This is a genomic window from Parachlamydia acanthamoebae, from assembly GCF_000875975.1.
Lineage (GTDB): Bacteria > Chlamydiota > Chlamydiia > Chlamydiales > Parachlamydiaceae > Parachlamydia > Parachlamydia acanthamoebae.
In genome coordinates this window covers 49,394-67,048 of the sequence record NZ_BAWW01000008.1, presented here as the reverse complement: position 1 = coordinate 67,048, position 17,655 = coordinate 49,394, and the positions used below count along the sequence as shown (strand labels likewise).

The window sequence follows — 17,655 nt, the reverse complement described above, 5'->3', positions numbered from 1 at the left end:
TAAAGAAAACGGAATAAACGATATAGATTTTTTTTTAATTCAATATTGCCAGATAGCTCCAAATGCGCCATAATGCAATTTAAAGAAACAAATGCTAGAATTGTTTGCTTTTTTGAGATTATGGAAATCGTTTAGGGGGCGTATATGGCAAAAAAAATTAAAGAAATTGATCCTCAGACTTTAAAGCAATGGATGGATGACTCGCAAGTTGTGTTGGTGGATGTCCGGGAATTGTGTGAATATCAAGAAGAGAGGATTTCTAATGCGACTCTTTTGCCGATTTCACAATTTAAAGCTGAGAAAGTTCCATCTGTACCCTCTACGAAAAAAATTGTGTTCTATTGCAAGTCAGGCCATCGATCTGCTTATGCTGCAGCTTGCTGGAGCGTAGATAAGCAAGAAAGCGAGGCTTATAACTTGGCGGGTGGGTTAGTCGCCTGGCAGCATCGGGGACTCCCTGTAGAAAAGGGGTGATGTAATCGATCCACACTACTCTGGCTTTGCCATCAAATTTGATGGCAAAGCTTTTCCATTTTCAGCATTTCTTGCCCTGAAAGCGACACCTTTCTAAGCTATGGAAGAAAATCTCGAAAAAGTTTATACTCAACTCTTTATTCAAGAGACATGGATTAAATATTAAGCCATGCTTCATTAAAATGGAGAATATATTGTGCGATTTATTGCCGAGCTTTTAATTGTATATTTTTTTCGTTTTGTCCTTTGGTTTAGATATAAAGTAACGTACAAAGGCCTAGAAAATTTGAATGAAAACACTCTGAATAAGCCTGGAGGCGTTCTCTTCTTGCCGAGCCATCCAGCTGTTTTCGTCGATCCTGTTTTGACATCTATTGGCATTATGAAAAAATTTTCCATCAGGCCAATGGTGATCGAGTATATGTATTACAATCCTGCTATCAATTGGTTAATGCGTTTTTTCAAGGCCATTCCAGTTCCCAATTTCGAAACTTCGGGAAATAGTTTAAAGCGCAATAAAAGTGAAAAAGCTTTGCAAGCTGTGATTGATGGCTTAAATCAAAAAGATAACTTTTTAATCTATCCCGGAGGCGGTTTAAAACAAACTGCTCGCGAGATTTTGGGGGGAAATTCGGGTGTCCATCGTATTTTACAAGCGGCTCCCGATACTAATATTGTCCTTGTACGCGTTAAAGGATTGTGGGGAAGCTCTTTCTCACGCGCATTGACAGGCCAAACGCCAAATATGTTTAAAGTCATTATGGATGGAGTCAAAAGCGTTTTTAAAAACCTTTTGCTTTTTACTCCCAGACGTGAAGTTATTATTGAATATGAAGTTGCTCCGGCAGATATGCCTGTTCACGGTAGCCGCTTAGAATTTAATCGTTATTTGGAACATTGGTACAATCGCCCCGATGGACTAACGCAGCAAGAGGGTGAATATCCTGGTGATTCTTTAATTTTTGTTTCGACTAGTATGTGGGGAGAGGTTTATCCTAAAATAACCGTCGAAGATAACAACGATGATCCTGATGTAAACATCGCTTCAATTCCACCGGGTATTCGCGAAAGCGTTCTAAGCAAATTGCAAGAAATGACAGACATTTCGGCTGCGAATATCCATCCAGAGATGTCATTGTCCTCAGATCTTGGCTTAGATTCTTTAGATATTTCCGAATTGAATGTGTATTTAAAAGATCAATTTGATGTCGATACCGTCCCTTTTAAAGAGTTGACGACTGTCGGTAAATTAATGGCTTTGGCATCCAAACAGATTGTCTGTAAAGAACAAACTCAAAACGAAGATAAAGATTTTTCGAAATGGAATAAAAAATTTTCTCGGCATGAAGTAAATTTAGCTCCAGGTCAAACGATTCCGGAAGTCTTTCTTAATCAATGTGCAAAAAAGAAGGGGACGATTGCCTGTGCGGATGAACGTTCTGGCATATTAACCTATTCACAACTGAAAATGCGTGTGTTGCTATTGGCCGCCTATATTCAAAAGCTGCCCGGTAAACGTATTGGTATCATGCTACCCGCTAGCGTTCCTGCCTATGTAGTCATTTTAGCAACCCAAATAGCGGGCAAAGTTCCTGTTTTGATTAACTGGACAGTGGGAGCTCGTCATTTGGAATCTGTAGTCCAATTAGCTGGTTTAGAGACTGTTTTAAGTTCGTGGGTTTTTATCGATAAGCTGCATAATGTCGATTTAACACCTATTGAAAACCAGTTGATTTTACTTGAAGATGTGCGACATGAATTTAGCCTCTCTGACAAATTAAAAGCCTTTTGGTGGTCGAAAAGAAGTACGCGAGCGATTTTGAAAAAGTTTAATATGCAAAATATCTCAAAAGACGATGAGGCCGTTCTACTTTTCACGAGCGGAACAGAAAGCTTGCCAAAAGGGGTTCCTTTGACACATGAAAACTTGTTAAGTAATCAGAGAACCATTTTTAATGTAATCAAAATTTATTCTGACGACGTTTTTTATGGATTTTTGCCTCCATTCCACGCATTAGGATTTAACATTTGTGGGATTTTATGCCTGCTTGCGGGAGTGCGAGTGGTTTATTCTCCAGATCCAACAAACGGCAAAGAATTGACTCGAAATGTCGAAAAGTGGAAAGTCACGATTACCTGTGGGGCCCCTACTTTTCTAAGAGGAATGATTAAATCTTCAAATCCTGGCCAGTTGGATTCCTTACGTTTATGTGTAACGGGTGCAGAAAAAGCTCCCCCTCAGTTATTCCGAGAAATGGAGCAAATCGGAAAACTAGATGCGCTTCTTGAGGGATATGGAATTACCGAATGTTCACCTATTTTGACCGCAAACGAAGTGGGCAAGCCGAATCGAGGTGTTGGAAAAGCTTTCCCCGGAATCGAGATTGTGATTGTGCATCCGGAAACGTATGCATTTCTTCCGCAAGGTCAACAAGGATTAATTCTGGCAAGAGGTCCAAATGTTTTTCAAGGCTATTTAAACCCGGGACTTGCATCTCCTTTTGTCGACATCGAAGGAAAAACCTGGTATAAGACGGGCGACTTGGGTTTCCTCGATCCAGAAAGTAATTTAACGATTTCTGGCAGAATGAAACGATTTATCAAAATCGGTGCAGAAATGGTGAGCTTGCCGGCTATAGAAGATGTGCTCTTGCAGACAGCTCTTGAAAAAGGGTGGTCGGCAGAAGAGGGGCCTATTCTTGCCGTTAGTGCCAAGGAGCACGATGGAGGAAAAACAAAACTCTTTTTATTTACGAAGTTTTCTGTCACGTTGGATGAAATTAATAAAGCATTGCGTGATGCAGGATTTAGCAATTTGGTGAAAATTTCAGCCTTGATCCAGCTGGAAGAAATTCCATTAATGGGAACAGGAAAAATTCATTATCGTGAATTGGAAGCAGAATATATAAATAAGCAAACAGAAACATCTGAGTAGGAACAATGACATTTGTGGATACCAAGCATTTATCATTAAATTTCACAAACTGCCCAATTCAACTATTTAACACTGAGAAACGTGTCAAAGAAACCTTGGTCGCAGAAAAGGGGCAAATCACATTGTATACATGTGGACCCACCGTGTATAACTTTGCACACATCGGAAACTTTAGAACCTATGTGTTTGAAGATTTGTTGAGAAGAACTTTGAAATTTTTTGGTTTGAAAGTTAAACAGGTGATGAATTTGACTGATGTTGATGATAAAACCATTAAAGGGGCTATTGCTAAAGGAATTACGCTAAATGCCTTTACACAGCCTTATAAAGATGCTTTTTTTCAAGATCTTGCAACTTTGCACATTGAACCTGCCGAAGTTTACCCGGCTGCCACTGACTATATCCAGCCGATGATTGAGATGATTCAAACACTCATCGATAAAGGATTTGCCTATAAAGGGCAAGATGGCAGCATTTATTACGCTATTCGAAAGTTTCCTCGCTATGGATGCTTGTCTCATCTTAAATTAGATGAGTTGAAGGTTGGTGCATCGGAACGGGTGGCTGCAGATGAATATGACAAAGAAAACGTATCAGATTTTGTCTTGTGGAAAAATTATGATCCGCAGAGAGATGGAGAAATTTATTGGGATAGCCCCTTTGGTCCTGGCCGTCCCGGATGGCACTTAGAATGCTCAGCCATGGCCATGCAATTGTTGGGAGATACCATTGATATCCATGTGGGTGGGGTTGATAATATGTTCCCTCACCATGAAAATGAAATTGCGCAATCTGAAGCATGTTCAGGAAAGACATTTGTTAAGCACTGGATGCATGCTGAGCACTTGATTGTGGATGGGAAGAAAATGTCTAAGAGTATGGGAAATTTCTATACGCTGAGAGATCTCTTAGCCAAAGGATTTTCAGGTGTCGAAGTACGTTACATGCTTTTGCAAACGCATTATAAAACACAGTTGAATTTTACTTTTGAGGGACTGGACGCTGTTCGGCACAGCTTAAGAAGAGTGCAGGATTTTATCAGACGAGTGCAAGAGATCAAGGGATCTGCAGACTCGGGATCAGTGGCACCAGTCATCGAAAGAACGCTCTATGCATTTGCTAAAGCTCTAGCGGATGATCTCAACATTTCTGTTGCATTAGCCGCTTTGTTTGAAATGATTCGAGAAATCAATACTTTGTGTGATAAGGGGCTTGTGGGAGATTCTGAAGCTGCAGAAATTTTAGATTTTCTGCAAAAAATTAATCAGGTTCTGGCCATTTTTACATTCGAAGTGCAAGCAGAGCAGATTCCTCAAGAATTACAAGACGCGCTTGAACAGCGCAATATTGCTCGACAGAATAAAAACTGGTCTGAAGCTGATCGATTGAGAGATTTGATTCATTCTCATGGATATATCATTGAAGACTCTGTTAAAGGGGCAAGGTTAAAAAAAATAAAAAGGTCTACTAAATGAGTCGCGCTAAAACAAAAGATGAACGCTTCATGATTGCTGTATATGAAGAGGTGCAGGATGATTTTGATCGAGAAGTCGATCGTTATGAAATGGGAAATCGGATCGGTTTACAATCGCGTGGTGTAGATGCCATTTGCAATATGCTTATCCAAGCAAATTTTCTTAAAAAAAGAAGCCCATTGACAGTTTCATTGACTGAAAATGGAAAGAATCTGGTTTTAAGAGTCCTTCAAGAATAAGGATGGATCGTCAGCATTTCTTTGCATCAGCTTTTAGGAAGATTGTTTCCAGTGGACTGAGTTTAATTGAAGACCATCCCATAGTGAAAAAATTGGAATCCATGGCAGACGAAACACAAAAAGTCCGCCCGCCAGGAGCTTCCTCTTCCGAAAGAACTTTCCAAGAATTATGTACAGGCTGTGATGCATGCATGGCAGCCTGTCCGGCAAATGCCATCTATATAGAAGATTTGGAAAAAAGGCATCCTTTGCTCTATCCGCAAAGGCAACCCTGCTTGCATTGTTCAGATTATCCTTGCATGAAAGTGTGTGAACCGCAAGCTCTATCTTTGACAAATGGGACTGAATTGCGAGAGCTGCTTTAATTACTGCATCGTTATATTTGCGAGAAGGTTGTCCAGTCCCTTTTGTAAAGGACACCATTTGAGTTTCATTTTGAACCATTCAATTTCTTTTAATTTAAATTCGACGGCATGATAAGCGGGTAGTCTCCACAGACCTAGAGCAGATCCTGGTTTTCCAAGAAACATGATGTGCATTGGCTTATTATTTTCATCAAATCCAATGACAACATCGCCTGGCTTTCCTTGTGTTGTCATTGACTCCATGTCTTCAAATTGATGTGTATCAAATCCATAAAAATGGGTAGAAATTGCAGAGGCTTGATCATCCATCATTTGTTGTTGTCTGGCACTTTGGTAGATCTGCAAAATTTGATCTTTAGTAATAACTTTTGCTTTGTACAATGATAAATAGAAAAAATCTGCACACGACATAAAAATAGGAGAAGGGTGCTGATTTGGATGTTCTAAAATCTGGGAAATGTTCATCTTTGAATCAGATAGTTGTTCACTATCAGGTCTCTCATTTAGCCATTCCAAAAAATAATTCTTTGTGAATTTACTATTGAACAGTTTTAGTGTTTCTTCTTTTCCAAAATAGAACATACAATGGCGTGATCCATAAAAATCTGGAACATTCATATACTCGTCTGGAAAAGGACCCTCAGAATTTGTAAAAAGGGGATGAGGCATCCAATAGAGCAATTTTTTCTCGGCAATTTTCGCCGCCTGTGTATAAACCAGAGTATTTAATTCAGAAGTTGATATTGTTGTATATGTATCGGAAATTGTAGAGACTTTCTGCTGGGGCGGAATATCATTGAATTTCTGAGAATTTAAGCCATGAATTAGCGCCATGTCAGTAGAGGCTCTCTGCTCAGACTGAATTTTTCCAAATCCCTGGTCCACAGTGAGCTTTTTTTGAATTCGAGAAGCTATAAATTGGGTTAAATCCCCATTATTGCACTTTTTTTGTTTCGCTAGTTCTTTTTTACTAATTTCAAATCTTTTTCGCAAACTATTTGCATTTACTTTGATATAGCCTTCATTAGATTTTAATAGAACAAACCTTTTGTTAGCAAAAAAACCTAGTTTGGGAGGCACCCCATTTTTTGTCTGAATAACTGAATCGTAAGCAATTAAGTATCTGTCTGTTCCTTCTAGACTAGAAAATTCAATCCGTTTTTTGCTTTTTCCTAAACTTTTTTCTGGAATAAAAAGTTTTTCAGCAGATTTATTTTTATAGAAAGCAACAGATAAAGTTGTCATGTGATTCTTCCAATTAAAGAAATAATTGTATTTTATCAAAAACCATCATTAACGACAAGAAGTGTAAAATATAATAACGTTCGGTTTTTATTTTGTTTAGTCAAACTATCTACTTATAAAAATGGACGGATAAGTTTTTTAAAGGAGGGAGTGTTACCATCAAATAAAAGAAGAGATTTAGCAGGATAGCCATTTGCTACCCTGCTTGAAAATGCTCTAGCTTTCACTCTTTTTGGCTGATAGAGCTAAGAGAACCCATGTCCAACCTAAGAGCAAAATGTCAATTCCTACAAACAATCCAATCACCCATAAACCTGATACAGGCCAATCGGATAAAATTAAAATACCCAAAATAAAAGTGATTAAACCATTAAAGAAAACCCAGCCCCACTGAGAAAAGCGAAGTACGATCGCATTAAACATTTTGACTAGTCCACTAATTAAGCAAAAAGCTGCTATCAAAAGAGTTAATGCTATAGCACTTGAAGTGGGCCTAGCAAAACAAATTACTCCTGTCACAAGATATAGAATCCCAAGAGCCGCGGAAAGGAACAAGCCGCTCCATTTTCTAGCCCAAAAACTTTGAATAATTTGAAGGATACCAGCCGAAGCCAAGAAAGCACCCAGAATAAAGATAGAAAAAAGAGTTGTAAAAACTGAAAATCCAATTGCCGCACTACCGATAATAATCAATAAAATGCCTATTGCAAGAAAACCGGTCCAATTTCGACGAATTTGATCGAATTCCTGGAACCTGTACCCGAGTCCATATTTTTCATCCATATAAATTCCCCTATAGAGATTTAGTTATCTTTTTTTTTGCTTAAAATATATTTAATTTTTTTACAAGATCAAAAGATGAATATTATTCTAAGTTGAAGAATATAAGTTATCGATAATTAGATTAAGTTTTTTGAAGATCTTTCAATCCTTTTTCTAAAGACACCATTTAAATGTTGTTTAAGTTGTCTAAGTCGAATTTTAAAGCATGATAGGAAAAGGGGTGGGGTTGAAGAAATGGCTTCATTGCGATTAATGTTTTCAAATGGTTCTTTGTAAATGGATTTTGCGTCAATTTCAGTGTTTCTTCTCTTCCGAGGTTTTAAAAAGAGGGGTGAGGCTTCCAGAAGATCTGCTTTTTTTGAATGATTTCAAGCACTTTTTTCATACACCTTAGAATTTAATTCTGTATTTCTTAACATTTGTCAATTTTTTTTCTTTTCATTGCATGCTTTGGCACATTCTTGTTTGTTGAAAATAGGTGGGAATGTAAAAGAAAGATTATATGTGCTTAGCGTGGTTTCGATGACTCCCGATTTTTTTTCTTGAGGATTTGAAGGAATAAACTTTCGTCCATCTAATGGTCCACTCTGAATAAAAGAGGCCGAGGTAAAACCTGTGGTTTGGCTAGAAGCGCTTAGCTCATTTGTATTAACCTCGAATGTATTATTTTGTCTAATATTTTAAACTAATGAAGACTAATTAATCGTGGAAATGTTTTCAGAAATTTAATAAGAAAATGAAGTTCACGATCAAATTTAAAGAGTAATAATGAAAAATACCATTGTTAAAATTGTCTATCTATTTATTTCATTGTTTCTTTTAACAAGTTGTTCATCTGAAAGAACAATTGTTCATGGAATTAGAGAGCAAGACGCAAATGAAATTATCGTTTTTTTGAATAGCAAAAATATTGAATCGACAAAAGTTGAAAGTTCAGAAGGCGGCGGAACTGGACCTCAAAAAGCCGTTCTTTGGGATATCCAAGTTCCCGAAAATAAAGCCATGGATGCGATGAGCTTTTTGGATGAGGAAGGGCTTCCAAGAAAGCATCAAGAAAGTTTACTCGATATTTTTGGGTCTTCGAGTCTTGTTCCTTCCGAAACGCAGGAAAGAATTCGATATCAGGCAGGATTAGCGCAACAGATTGCCAATACAATTAAAGAGATCGATGGTGTGATCGATGCAAATGTGATGATTTCTTTTCCAGAAGAAAATCCCATTACAGGGACGACATCTGGACCTATCACAGCTTCTGTTTACATCAAACATAACGGGATTTTAGATGATCCAAATAGTCAACTAAGGTCTAAAATTCGACAGCTTGTTGCGGCGAGTGTGACGGGATTAAAATATGATAATGTAACCATTATTGGAGAACGAGCTGCAATTACTGAACAACCTTTCCGGATGCATTCAAATGCATTGCAATTGGAAAATATTTGGTCGATCGATCTTGCAAAAGAATCAGTATCACGATTTCGTTTTATTTTCTTTTCGCTTTTATTTCTAAATTTAATTCTTCTCTTTTGTCTGATAGGGTTGATTTGGAAATTATATCCTATTTTAAAAAAGTTTATTTTCTCAGATTATTTGTCTTCTAAGCAGCTTGATCTCAAGCAAAAAGAACCTAGCGTTGTCAATGAAGATGCTAAAAAGAACTCTGAAATAAAAAAAGAGCATTAAAATTAATGAAGAAGGTAAGAGTGTATAGCTCTTGCTTTCTTCTACCGGTGTTTGACTAAGCTGAAGGGGCTTCTTTTCCCTGCATTAGCAATGGTGCAGTGAAGCATCCTTCTAGGTGTCGATATTTTCCTATATCCACAATTGAAAAAATTAGCCAAATTGGCTGAAGTTTCACAATCAACCACTTATGTGTTGTTTCAATCAAAAATGGAGATTCTCTGTGCCCTTAATGAACGAAACTTTTTTTGATGAGTCATTTGTGCTTCTCGTATAGTTAAAACTCTAAATAGTTCGGATATCATCGAATAACTAATAAATTAATTTATTACTAAAAAATGGAAATATGGTATTATATTTTATAAAATTAATTTGTTTATAAGGGATTTATGCATGTCAATTTCATTTCCAAGTTTTAATTTTTATTCTAATCAGCTTGCAGAAAAACTTCCCAATAGTTCGGGCAAAAGAAAAAAGCGCATTGAATTTTGCCCGGAGGATTCTTCCAACCGGTATTTAATTGCCTACGATAAAATTATTCGTGCAAATGTAACTCCTCAGCTGGATTTTTTTGCAAGAAAACGATTTTTTTTGATCCAAATATCTGATACGGAATACGCAAAAGTTAACAAAAATAGTTTTCTTAAGCGATTTGGAATTAGTAAAGAAACATTTAAAGAAAATAATTCTAAGGAAAAGTTAGCAAAATTAATTTCTTCCCAAATTGCGCAAGCAGAATCCATTCACCGCATATTTGGGCAGCTCTCTCCGAAGCAGATGAGCAAGCTCAAATCTGATTATGTGATGAAAGAGCTAAAGGACGATGCTGTGTTTTTGGGATGCGAAAAAAATGGCCTGCGTACAGGACATTGTTTATTAAAAACATCCACTGGAGAAAAATTTGAAGGCACTTATGTAGATGGTAAAGTTCACGGGAAAGCAAAAATGACTACTTCTCAGGGAGACACTTACGAGTATACTTATAAAAATGGTGCTAAACATGGAAAAATGAAAGCGACCTTGAAAAATGGAACTGTATTTGTTGGGGCGCATAAGGACGATGTTTTAGTGTATGCAATGATTTCTCAATACGAAAAAAAGGCTAAAGGTCATGTTGTGCGTCTAGTGGATGGCTCATATCAAATAACCACACCAGGGGGACTCTCAGGTATTTATAGAGGAACGCTTGATGTCTGGGGACGTTTTCAAACAGGCCATATAAACTTCGGAAATGGGGCTCGCTTTGAAGGCTCATTTAAAGACTTCGACTTTTTGAAAGGAGAGTTTTCACTTCCTTCAGGCGAAAGTTATAAAGGAGATTTTGATGGATCTGGAAACTATGCTGAAGGACTCATGACATTTGCTGATGGATCTTCTTTTGAGGGAAAGTTTTTCAATAATAAACCTTTCTTAGGGATCAAACAAATCCCAGATGGTCGGGTCCAGGATGGTCAGTTTAGAGGAGGTCTTTTTTTCCATGGAAAGCTCACAGATAATGGTGTTCTTGTTTTCGAGGGACGCTTTAACGAAAATGAGCAATTTGAGAAAGGAACCTATTACGCTACAGACAGAACGATTTATCAAGGTCTTTTTGAAGGCGAACACTATACTGAGGGGACTATTTCATATCCCGATGGAATCAAATTTATTGGAAAATTTAGTCATTCAGAGCCTATATCTGGGGAGATGTTATTTCCTCCTGAGCATCCGCAGTTTGTAAGATTTGAAGGAACCCTTGAAGATGGAAAAATGCAACAAGGAACGTTACTATTTAAAGACGGTTACAAATACGTAGGCCATATAACGGATGAAGTGTTTGATAGGTAACAATAGAAAAAATATGAACTTGAAAAAGGCAAAGAGTAAGATCTTTGCCTTTTCTATTTTTATGACCTGATAGTTTATATATATAATTATTGATATCATATATTTAAAGATGTATTACAAATAGGGAATAATAATGCATATTCTTCCATTGGATTTCAAAATCCTTCAAAATGCAGCAAAAGTGCCTGCGCCTGGAAAAAGTAAAAAGCGGATTGAATTTACTGATCTGAGCCATTCAAAAAGCTATTTAATCGCCTACGATTCGATTCTCAAAAGTAAGGATGCTTCTTCTCCCAAATTAGGCTATCTTTCTTCTAAACGATTTTTCTTGATTAAAGTATCCGATTCTGAATATGTAAAAGTGAACAAAAATAGTTTTTTAAAAAGATTTGGAATTAGCAAAAGAGAATTTTCAAAACAAAAAAAACTTCATCACGGAGACATAAATCCTGTTGTTGTTGCCCAGATTGAAAAGGCCAAATTGCTAGAAGAACATTTTGGTTATTTGACGCCTACCCAAAGGTCTAAAATTAGGCCCGATTATGTTATTGAAGAACATACAGATGGAAGTGTTTTTTTAGGGCATAAAAAAGATGGAGAACGTTCCGGCTATGGTTTTTTGAAATTACCAGATGGTAAAATGTTCGAAGGTCATTTTAAGGAAGGTCAATTCCATGGTAAGGGATTTATGAGTGATCCTAAAGGGGATAGATGCGCTTATACGTTTAAGAATGGTCAAAAGGAAGGAATAGCCAAAATAACTTTTGCAAATGGGAATATTTTTTTAGGAAAATTTAAAGCGGATCGTATGATTCAGGGGAAAATGACTCATATTCATGGAAAAAAACTGAAGGCTAAATTTACGATGTATTCACCCGCAGAAGGTGTTCTCGAGATTTCTAAAGCTGGCCGAATAGATCGCTTTAAAGGGACATTTGACGAATGGGGGTGTTTAAAAGAAGGCTCATTGATTCTTTTCGATGGAAGTGTATTTAATGGAAAGTTTGAAGGATGGGAACCACATGATGGGCATCTTAGGTATCCTCCAGGAAATTTATTTATTGAATACCAAGGGAGCTTACAGCCAGATGGAAAATACGACCGTGGAAAACTCACATTTCATGATGGGAGTATTTTTGAGGGTCTGTTCGAGCAAGGTCGCATAAAACAAGGTCATCTTATCTATGCAGATGGAAGGGAGTTTAGTGGGACCTATGACAGGCGGGGATATTGTGAAGGGCTTCTATATTTTCCAGATGGAAGGCTATTTGCGGGACAATGTAAAAATGGCGGAGCTCCTCTAAAGGGCTTTATGCAATTTCCTGAGGGACATCATTTGATCAGTTACAATGGAACTTTTCGTCATAACGAGAATTTTCTTATGGGCAAGGTCTCTTATCCAGATGGCAGCTGGTATGATGGGCTTTTTGATGAGCAAGGTGATTATAAGGATGGTATTGCTTTTTATAAGGTCAATGATGAAAGCCAAAATGGTATACGAGCACAAGGCGAGATGTTTTTTCCAGATGGGCGTGAACTTTTTGAATTCGATGGGACTTTTTATGAAGATGGCAGGATGAAAATGGGGAAACTGGTATTTGCAGATCATCGCACATTTATTGGCTTGTTGGATCAAGCGGGGAATATTATTCAGGGTAAGATGACTTATCCCGATGGTCGAGAACAGGAATTCTTGGATGAGTAAATGGCAAAGGTTTACTAAATTAATAATCATTTATTGGAATTAATTCATAATTATGTTATACTTATTGAATTAATTTGTTTAAATGGGAGATCCATATGTCAATTTCACCTCTTAATATTTCTTTCCATCAAAATACGTCTGCAGAGAAGCTTCTAAATAGCTCAGGTAAAAGTAAGAACCGAATTGAATTCACTGATGCGGGAGGTTCTACAAGATATTTTATCGCTTATGATTCAATTATCACGTCCAATGTGGCTAAGCCCCCAAAATTAGGATTTTTCGAGAAAAGAAGGTTTGTTTTATTAAAAACAAACGATAATGAATATGTAAAAATAAACAAAAATAGCTTGCTAAAACGATTTGGAGTTAGTAAACAGGCATTTGCTGCTCAGGAAAAACTATCAGGGGACCTAACTCAATTTATTTCTTCTCAAATTGCAAAAGTTGTAGCTATCGAAGAAACATTTGGCGTCCTTTCTCCCAGGCAAATAGCTAACCTCAAATCAGATTATGAAAAGTTGGAACTAAAAGATGGATCTGTATTTTTAGGACATCACAAAAATAAGGAACTACTTTCCGGGTATGGTTTTATAAAGGACCTTAATGGAGAGATATTTGAAGGGACCTTTAAAAGAGGGCTAGCCCATGGTAGAGGAAAATTAACAAGTCCGGGTGGGATTTACGAATATACTTTTAAAAATGATGATAAATATGGGAAGGCCAAAGCTACCTTAAACGATGGAAGTGTATTCGTTGCGAAATTTAAGAAAGACCGATTAATTCAAGCTGTAATGACTGCTCATAAAGGAAAAAAAGTCAAAAATGTGTTCCACGCTCGAGTTCAAAAAGACGGGGAAACGTATCACCTTCAAAATAAGGGATATAATGCCTTCTTTAAGGGGACATTTGATAAATGGGGACGTCCAATAGAAGGAGAAATTGTCTGTCCAAAAGATGGTCAGTTTAAGGGGAAATTTAAAGATTTAATGCCAGATAGGGGAGCTTTGCAATTCGTAAACGGCCCGATCCAAACATTCGCCGGTGAATTTGAAGATACTCAACCGAGAAGAGGAACATTATTTTTCAAGGATGGCTTTAACTATACAGGAGATATAACGAGTGAAGCTTTGGGAGGTAAAATAACCTTGTTAGATGGAGTTCGGTATGTAGCATGTTCCGATCAAGAAAAAAACTTTCAAGGAACTTTTGAGTATCTGAATGGATCTAAATTTACAGGAAGATTTGAACGTCAATATCCTTTAGAAGGTAAGATGCAATATCCTGAGGATCACGATATTGTGGAATTCGTGGGCACATTTGAAGGTGATATACCCAAACACGGAACAATCATTTTTAGAGATGGCTTAAAATTTACAGGTGAAATAACTGAAGAAATTCTCAATCGAAAAGTATAGAATTCTAAAAAGTGAAGAAAAGGCAAAGGATGATCACCTTTGCCTTTTTTAATTTCTTTTATTGGGGCTTCATCCAAGGAAAATACAAGACATCACGGATAGAGTGCTCATTTGTTAAAAGCATCACTAAACGGTCAATTCCAATACCAATCCCACCAGTTGGTGGCATACCTTGGTGAATAGCTTCGATGAACTCTTCATCAACAGGACTGGCTTCTTCATCCCCAGAATCTCTGCGTTTTGATTGTTCATCAAAAAGTTTTCTTTGCAGTTCCGGGTCATTCAGCTCGGAGTAGGCATTGCAAATTTCTCCTCCCAAAACAAAACTCTCAAATCTTTCAATTAATCCTTCTTCATTCGCTTTTGGTTTGCACAGAATAGCAGTCTCGATTGGGTGATCCGTTATATGATGGGGCTGAATCAAATGTTGCTCAACAAATGTTTCAAATAGTGCAGCGATCAGAAGACCTCTTGTGAGGGGGGTAATTTTTTTAGGATCACATGTTTCACTTGCCAAAAGCATTTCACGCATTTCTTGATCAGTAAGATCGTCAGGATTGATTTTGGCGTACTCGATTAAACTTTCTTTCATCGTGAGACGTTTCCAAGGAGCTTTAAAATCGATTTTAATCGGTTGTTGTGTCTCGAGTGAAAGTGCAGGTACTTCCGTTGTTCCGTAGAGGTGGAGGGCCATTTTCTCGAAAAGATTCTCACAGAAAACCATCATATCTTTGTAATCCCAATAAGAAGCATAGGCTTCCATTAATGTGAATTCTGGATTGTGGCTGCGGTCAATCCCTTCATTACGGAAAACTTTTCCAATTTCGTAAACGCGGTCTATTCCCCCGACAATCAATTTTTTCAAAGAAGGTTCTAACGAAATGCGCATGAACATTTCTTGATCGAGAGCGTTGAGTTTAGTCAAGAAAGGACGTGCTTCTGCACCTCCATACACACTTTGGAGGATGGGGGTTTCAACTTCAGTGAAGTGGGCATCATCAAGGAATTTCCGTACAAAACGGAGAATCTGTGTGCGCAGAAGGAATGTATTTTTTACGTGCTCATTGGCGATTAGATCAAGCCATCTTTTTCGGTATCTTTGTTCCTTGTCACTTAATCCAGCATGTTTATCAGGTAGAGGAAGGAGTGTTTTACAAAGCAGAGTCACACGTTTTGCAAAAATCGTGAGTTCCCCTTTATTCGTATGGAAAAGATTTCCTTCAATACCGATGATGTCGCCTAAGTCAATTTTCTTTTCAATAAATTTAAAGGGACTTAAAGCTTCTTCTCCCTGTGGTGTGTAACCAGTCACTTGGGTGAGATCGCGATTGAACATGATTTGTATACGTCCTGATGCATCTTGAATATGACCAAAAGCATTTTTTCCCATAGCTCTAAATAAAATTAAACGTCCAGCTACAGAGGCTGTTTGAGTAGATCCAGCAGCCGCATCCTCACTGTGACCAATTGCTGAATGGCCATAAGTGGTCTGGAGTTTTTGTGCTGTATCTTGAGGTTTATAGGAAGCTGGATAAGGATCAATTCCTAATTCTCGAATTTCTCCAAGCTTTCTTTTACGATTTTGATATTCTTCATGCTGGAGATACTCAGGTGTAATCGACATAATCTAACCAAATATTCAACGATTTTCTATGTTTTTAATGGATTCAGAGCTTTGATAATCATCTGATTTGACAAATTCAAGGCGTCCATAAGCATAGAGAGTAGAAGCAATAATAGCAATCATATAGATAACCCAGGTTAGGATAAAATATTGCGTTTGTCGAGTCGCATTTTTAAATTGCATAATCCAATGATGTCCCATAGTCCTTTCTCCCTATATCTTCAAGTAATCTAATTATGTCAGTCGAGATTAATTTGTGCCAAAACATTTTTTCATGCTTGCAGCTTATATCCCAGATCGTCTAATATCTTCCATTTAATAAATACATCAATCTGCACCGATAGCTCAATCGGATAGAGTACCCGGCTTCGAACCGGGTGGTTAGAGGTTCGACCCCTCTTCGGTGCGTTTTTTATTCCTGTTTCTACGTGACAGAAAAAATCTCAATTTTAGCACATACAGAAGAATCCTTCATCCATGCTATTGCTGAACGCTTAGGCAAGGGGCGTGTGCATGCTTCCCTAATTTATCAAGAATTTTTCCGCTCAGGCAGTTTAAATGCTGCACATCCTGCTTTTAATAATGCTCAAGAAATTCGCACTGCTATTCTAGAAAATGTGAGTGTTTCCCAACTTTCATTGGGAGATCGGAAAGAAGACGGAAAAACAGGAAAATTTTTGGGTAAAACCGCTGACGGTTTGGAAGTCGAATTTGTGCAAATCCCGATGCAGTCGGGTGGAACATTGTGCATTTCTTCGCAGGTCGGCTGTCAGATGGGATGTGCTTTTTGTGAAACTGGCAAAATGGGGCTTTTACGCAATTTAACAACTGAAGAGATTGTTTCACAAGTTTACCTTGCTAAACACCACAATCAATTTTCGTTTCGCAATCTTGTTTTTATGGGAATGGGTGAGCCCTTAGATAATTTTGATGCTGTGATGCAAGCAGTCCGCATATTTAATGATCCAAAAGGGTTTGGGTTTGGAAGACGGCGAATGACCATTTCAACAAGTGGATGTGTCGACGGAATTGATAAACTTGCAAATCTGGGTGGACAAGCACCTAATTTGGCCGTTTCAATTAATGCACCTACAGATGAATTACGCAATCGACTCATGCCCGTAAATCGCAAATACGATCTTCAAACACTATACGAAGCCATGCAGGGCTATTGTACAAAAACGGGACGGCAGATTTTAATTGCCTATGTCCTTTTGCAAGGACAGAACGATCAGATTGAGCATGCTCTTCAACTGTCGGAATATTTGAAAGGATTGAATGTTAAAATTAATTTAATTCCTTACAACCCACAAAGTCGCGATCGCTTTCAAGCTCCTGATTTAAATACGATTGAAGCTTTTACCCAATCTTTGCGTCAAAAGGGATATTACACTTTGCTGCGTTTGACAAAAGGGCAAGATATCATGGCAGCCTGTGGGCAGCTAGGGAATTTAAAGTTACGTAAGCAAATCTTTGAAAATCAAAAAAATGCTCTCATAACATTTCCTACAAATTCTCACTAAATATTGATTCTTAAAGGTTAAACACTGGAAAAGTCTTATCACGATCTGTCGATTACGGGCCTGTTGTATGATTTGCAGCAACAAAAACTGTTTGTGCAGGCGGAGTCAGAATCGAAAAATAAATTTTTACTAGAATTTAGCTCGGTTGAAGGTTGGGGGCTAAGCCCATTTGAAAATCAAAATATCCTCTTCGACTTATATGAATTTGATATAGATCGACTTCCAGAGCAGTTAAAAAATAACTGTCATATCCCCAGAGAATATCTAGAATGTATGAGATCTGACGAAAAAAAACTGTTTTATCTTGAGTCATCGGTTGGTATGAGTGGTTATGTCATAGCGACTAAGCTTTCGCATTTAGAGCA

Annotated in this window: 14 protein-coding genes and 1 tRNA gene; 11 read left to right on the top strand and 4 right to left on the bottom strand. The window is 37.6% G+C overall.

Annotated features, from left to right (window positions below):
- Nucleotides 1-144: 144 nt before the first annotated feature.
- From AOM43_RS04295 to AOM43_RS04275, 5 genes are all read left to right on the top strand, one after another.
- On the top strand, nucleotides 145-474 hold the full coding sequence (locus tag AOM43_RS04295; RefSeq protein WP_006341048.1) for a rhodanese-like domain-containing protein: 330 nt from the start codon (nucleotides 145-147) through the stop codon (nucleotides 472-474).
- Nucleotides 475-670: 196 nt separating this feature from the next.
- Nucleotides 671-3,409, top strand: a complete 2,739-nt coding sequence (locus AOM43_RS04290) for an AMP-binding protein (protein ID WP_059359209.1) — start codon at nucleotides 671-673, stop codon at nucleotides 3,407-3,409.
- Between the two features lie 5 nt (nucleotides 3,410-3,414).
- A complete protein-coding gene (gene cysS / locus AOM43_RS04285; protein ID WP_059359207.1) occupies nucleotides 3,415-4,884 on the top strand; it encodes a cysteine--tRNA ligase in 1,470 nt (489 codons plus the stop codon).
- Nucleotides 4,881-5,123, top strand: coding sequence for a hypothetical protein (locus AOM43_RS04280; protein WP_006341045.1), 243 nt, complete (start codon nucleotides 4,881-4,883; stop codon nucleotides 5,121-5,123). Before cysS ends, AOM43_RS04280 begins: the two co-directional genes overlap by 4 nt.
- Before the next feature lie 2 nt (nucleotides 5,124-5,125).
- A complete protein-coding gene (locus AOM43_RS04275; protein WP_006341044.1) occupies nucleotides 5,126-5,488 on the top strand; it encodes a 4Fe-4S dicluster domain-containing protein in 363 nt (120 codons plus the stop codon).
- Here AOM43_RS04275 and AOM43_RS04270 read toward each other — a convergent pair whose 3' ends face one another.
- Together AOM43_RS04270 and AOM43_RS04265 are read right to left on the bottom strand one after the other, a co-directional pair.
- The gene (locus tag AOM43_RS04270; protein ID WP_013925130.1) at nucleotides 5,489-6,733 is read right to left on the bottom strand and encodes a hypothetical protein; all 1,245 of its coding nucleotides are present in this window, start codon (nucleotides 6,731-6,733) and stop codon (nucleotides 5,489-5,491) included.
- A gap of 216 nt (nucleotides 6,734-6,949) precedes the next feature.
- Nucleotides 6,950-7,516: an HdeD family acid-resistance protein gene (locus tag AOM43_RS04265; RefSeq protein WP_006341041.1), complete on the bottom strand. Its 567-nt coding sequence runs from the start codon at nucleotides 7,514-7,516 to the stop codon at nucleotides 6,950-6,952.
- A 768-nt stretch (nucleotides 7,517-8,284) separates the two neighbouring features.
- On the opposite strand from AOM43_RS04265, the gene sctJ reads away from it, so the two are divergent.
- From sctJ to AOM43_RS04245, 4 genes are all read left to right on the top strand, one after another.
- Complete coding sequence (gene sctJ / locus AOM43_RS04260; protein WP_039377079.1) at nucleotides 8,285-9,199, top strand: type III secretion system inner membrane ring lipoprotein SctJ; 915 nt, start codon at nucleotides 8,285-8,287, stop codon at nucleotides 9,197-9,199.
- Nucleotides 9,200-9,589: 390 nt separating this feature from the next.
- Complete coding sequence (locus AOM43_RS04255) at nucleotides 9,590-11,023, top strand: MORN repeat-containing protein (protein WP_059359204.1); 1,434 nt, start codon at nucleotides 9,590-9,592, stop codon at nucleotides 11,021-11,023.
- A gap of 133 nt (nucleotides 11,024-11,156) precedes the next feature.
- Nucleotides 11,157-12,728 (top strand): MORN repeat-containing protein, encoded by a 1,572-nt coding sequence (locus tag AOM43_RS04250; protein WP_059359202.1) that lies wholly within the window; start codon nucleotides 11,157-11,159, stop codon nucleotides 12,726-12,728.
- A 95-nt stretch (nucleotides 12,729-12,823) separates the two neighbouring features.
- Nucleotides 12,824-14,143 carry an MORN repeat-containing protein gene (locus AOM43_RS04245; protein ID WP_059359200.1) on the top strand — a complete coding sequence of 440 codons (1,320 nt, stop codon included), beginning with the start codon at nucleotides 12,824-12,826 and terminating at the stop codon, nucleotides 14,141-14,143.
- 58 nt (nucleotides 14,144-14,201) lie between these two features.
- Here the strand turns inward: AOM43_RS04245 and lysS are convergent, their stop codons facing one another.
- Together lysS and AOM43_RS04235 are read right to left on the bottom strand one after the other, a co-directional pair.
- Nucleotides 14,202-15,767 (bottom strand): lysine--tRNA ligase, encoded by a 1,566-nt coding sequence (gene lysS, locus AOM43_RS04240; RefSeq protein ID WP_006341034.1) that lies wholly within the window; start codon nucleotides 15,765-15,767, stop codon nucleotides 14,202-14,204.
- A gap of 15 nt (nucleotides 15,768-15,782) precedes the next feature.
- On the bottom strand, nucleotides 15,783-15,968 hold the full coding sequence (locus tag AOM43_RS04235; protein WP_006341033.1) for a hypothetical protein: 186 nt from the start codon (nucleotides 15,966-15,968) through the stop codon (nucleotides 15,783-15,785).
- A 133-nt stretch (nucleotides 15,969-16,101) separates the two neighbouring features.
- Between AOM43_RS04235 and AOM43_RS04230 the strand changes: the two genes are divergently transcribed.
- Together AOM43_RS04230 and rlmN are read left to right on the top strand one after the other, a co-directional pair.
- A tRNA-Arg gene (locus AOM43_RS04230) sits at nucleotides 16,102-16,175 on the top strand.
- Between the two features lie 20 nt (nucleotides 16,176-16,195).
- On the top strand, nucleotides 16,196-17,290 hold the full coding sequence (gene rlmN, locus AOM43_RS04225) for a dual-specificity RNA methyltransferase RlmN (protein ID WP_006341032.1): 1,095 nt from the start codon (nucleotides 16,196-16,198) through the stop codon (nucleotides 17,288-17,290).
- The last annotated feature ends 365 nt before the right edge of the window (nucleotides 17,291-17,655 follow it).

What these genes read in the sequence shown, in the direction of transcription:
- AOM43_RS04295 (WP_006341048.1), top strand. Translation starts at nt 145, where the DNA reads ATGGCAAAAAAAATTAAAGAAATTGATCCTCAGACTTTAAAGCAATGG.
- cysS (WP_059359207.1), top strand. Translation starts at nt 3,415, where the DNA reads ATGACATTTGTGGATACCAAGCATTTATCATTAAATTTCACAAACTGC.
- AOM43_RS04280 (WP_006341045.1), top strand. Translation starts at nt 4,881, where the DNA reads ATGAGTCGCGCTAAAACAAAAGATGAACGCTTCATGATTGCTGTATAT.
- AOM43_RS04275 (WP_006341044.1), top strand. Translation starts at nt 5,126, where the DNA reads ATGGATCGTCAGCATTTCTTTGCATCAGCTTTTAGGAAGATTGTTTCC.
- AOM43_RS04270 (WP_013925130.1), bottom strand. Translation starts at nt 6,733, where the DNA reads ATGACAACTTTATCTGTTGCTTTCTATAAAAATAAATCTGCTGAAAAA.
- AOM43_RS04265 (WP_006341041.1), bottom strand. Translation starts at nt 7,516, where the DNA reads ATGGATGAAAAATATGGACTCGGGTACAGGTTCCAGGAATTCGATCAA.
- sctJ (WP_039377079.1), top strand. Translation starts at nt 8,285, where the DNA reads ATGAAAAATACCATTGTTAAAATTGTCTATCTATTTATTTCATTGTTT.
- AOM43_RS04255 (WP_059359204.1), top strand. Translation starts at nt 9,590, where the DNA reads ATGTCAATTTCATTTCCAAGTTTTAATTTTTATTCTAATCAGCTTGCA.
- AOM43_RS04250 (WP_059359202.1), top strand. Translation starts at nt 11,157, where the DNA reads ATGCATATTCTTCCATTGGATTTCAAAATCCTTCAAAATGCAGCAAAA.
- AOM43_RS04245 (WP_059359200.1), top strand. Translation starts at nt 12,824, where the DNA reads ATGTCAATTTCACCTCTTAATATTTCTTTCCATCAAAATACGTCTGCA.
- lysS (WP_006341034.1), bottom strand. Translation starts at nt 15,767, where the DNA reads ATGTCGATTACACCTGAGTATCTCCAGCATGAAGAATATCAAAATCGT.
- AOM43_RS04235 (WP_006341033.1), bottom strand. Translation starts at nt 15,968, where the DNA reads ATGGGACATCATTGGATTATGCAATTTAAAAATGCGACTCGACAAACG.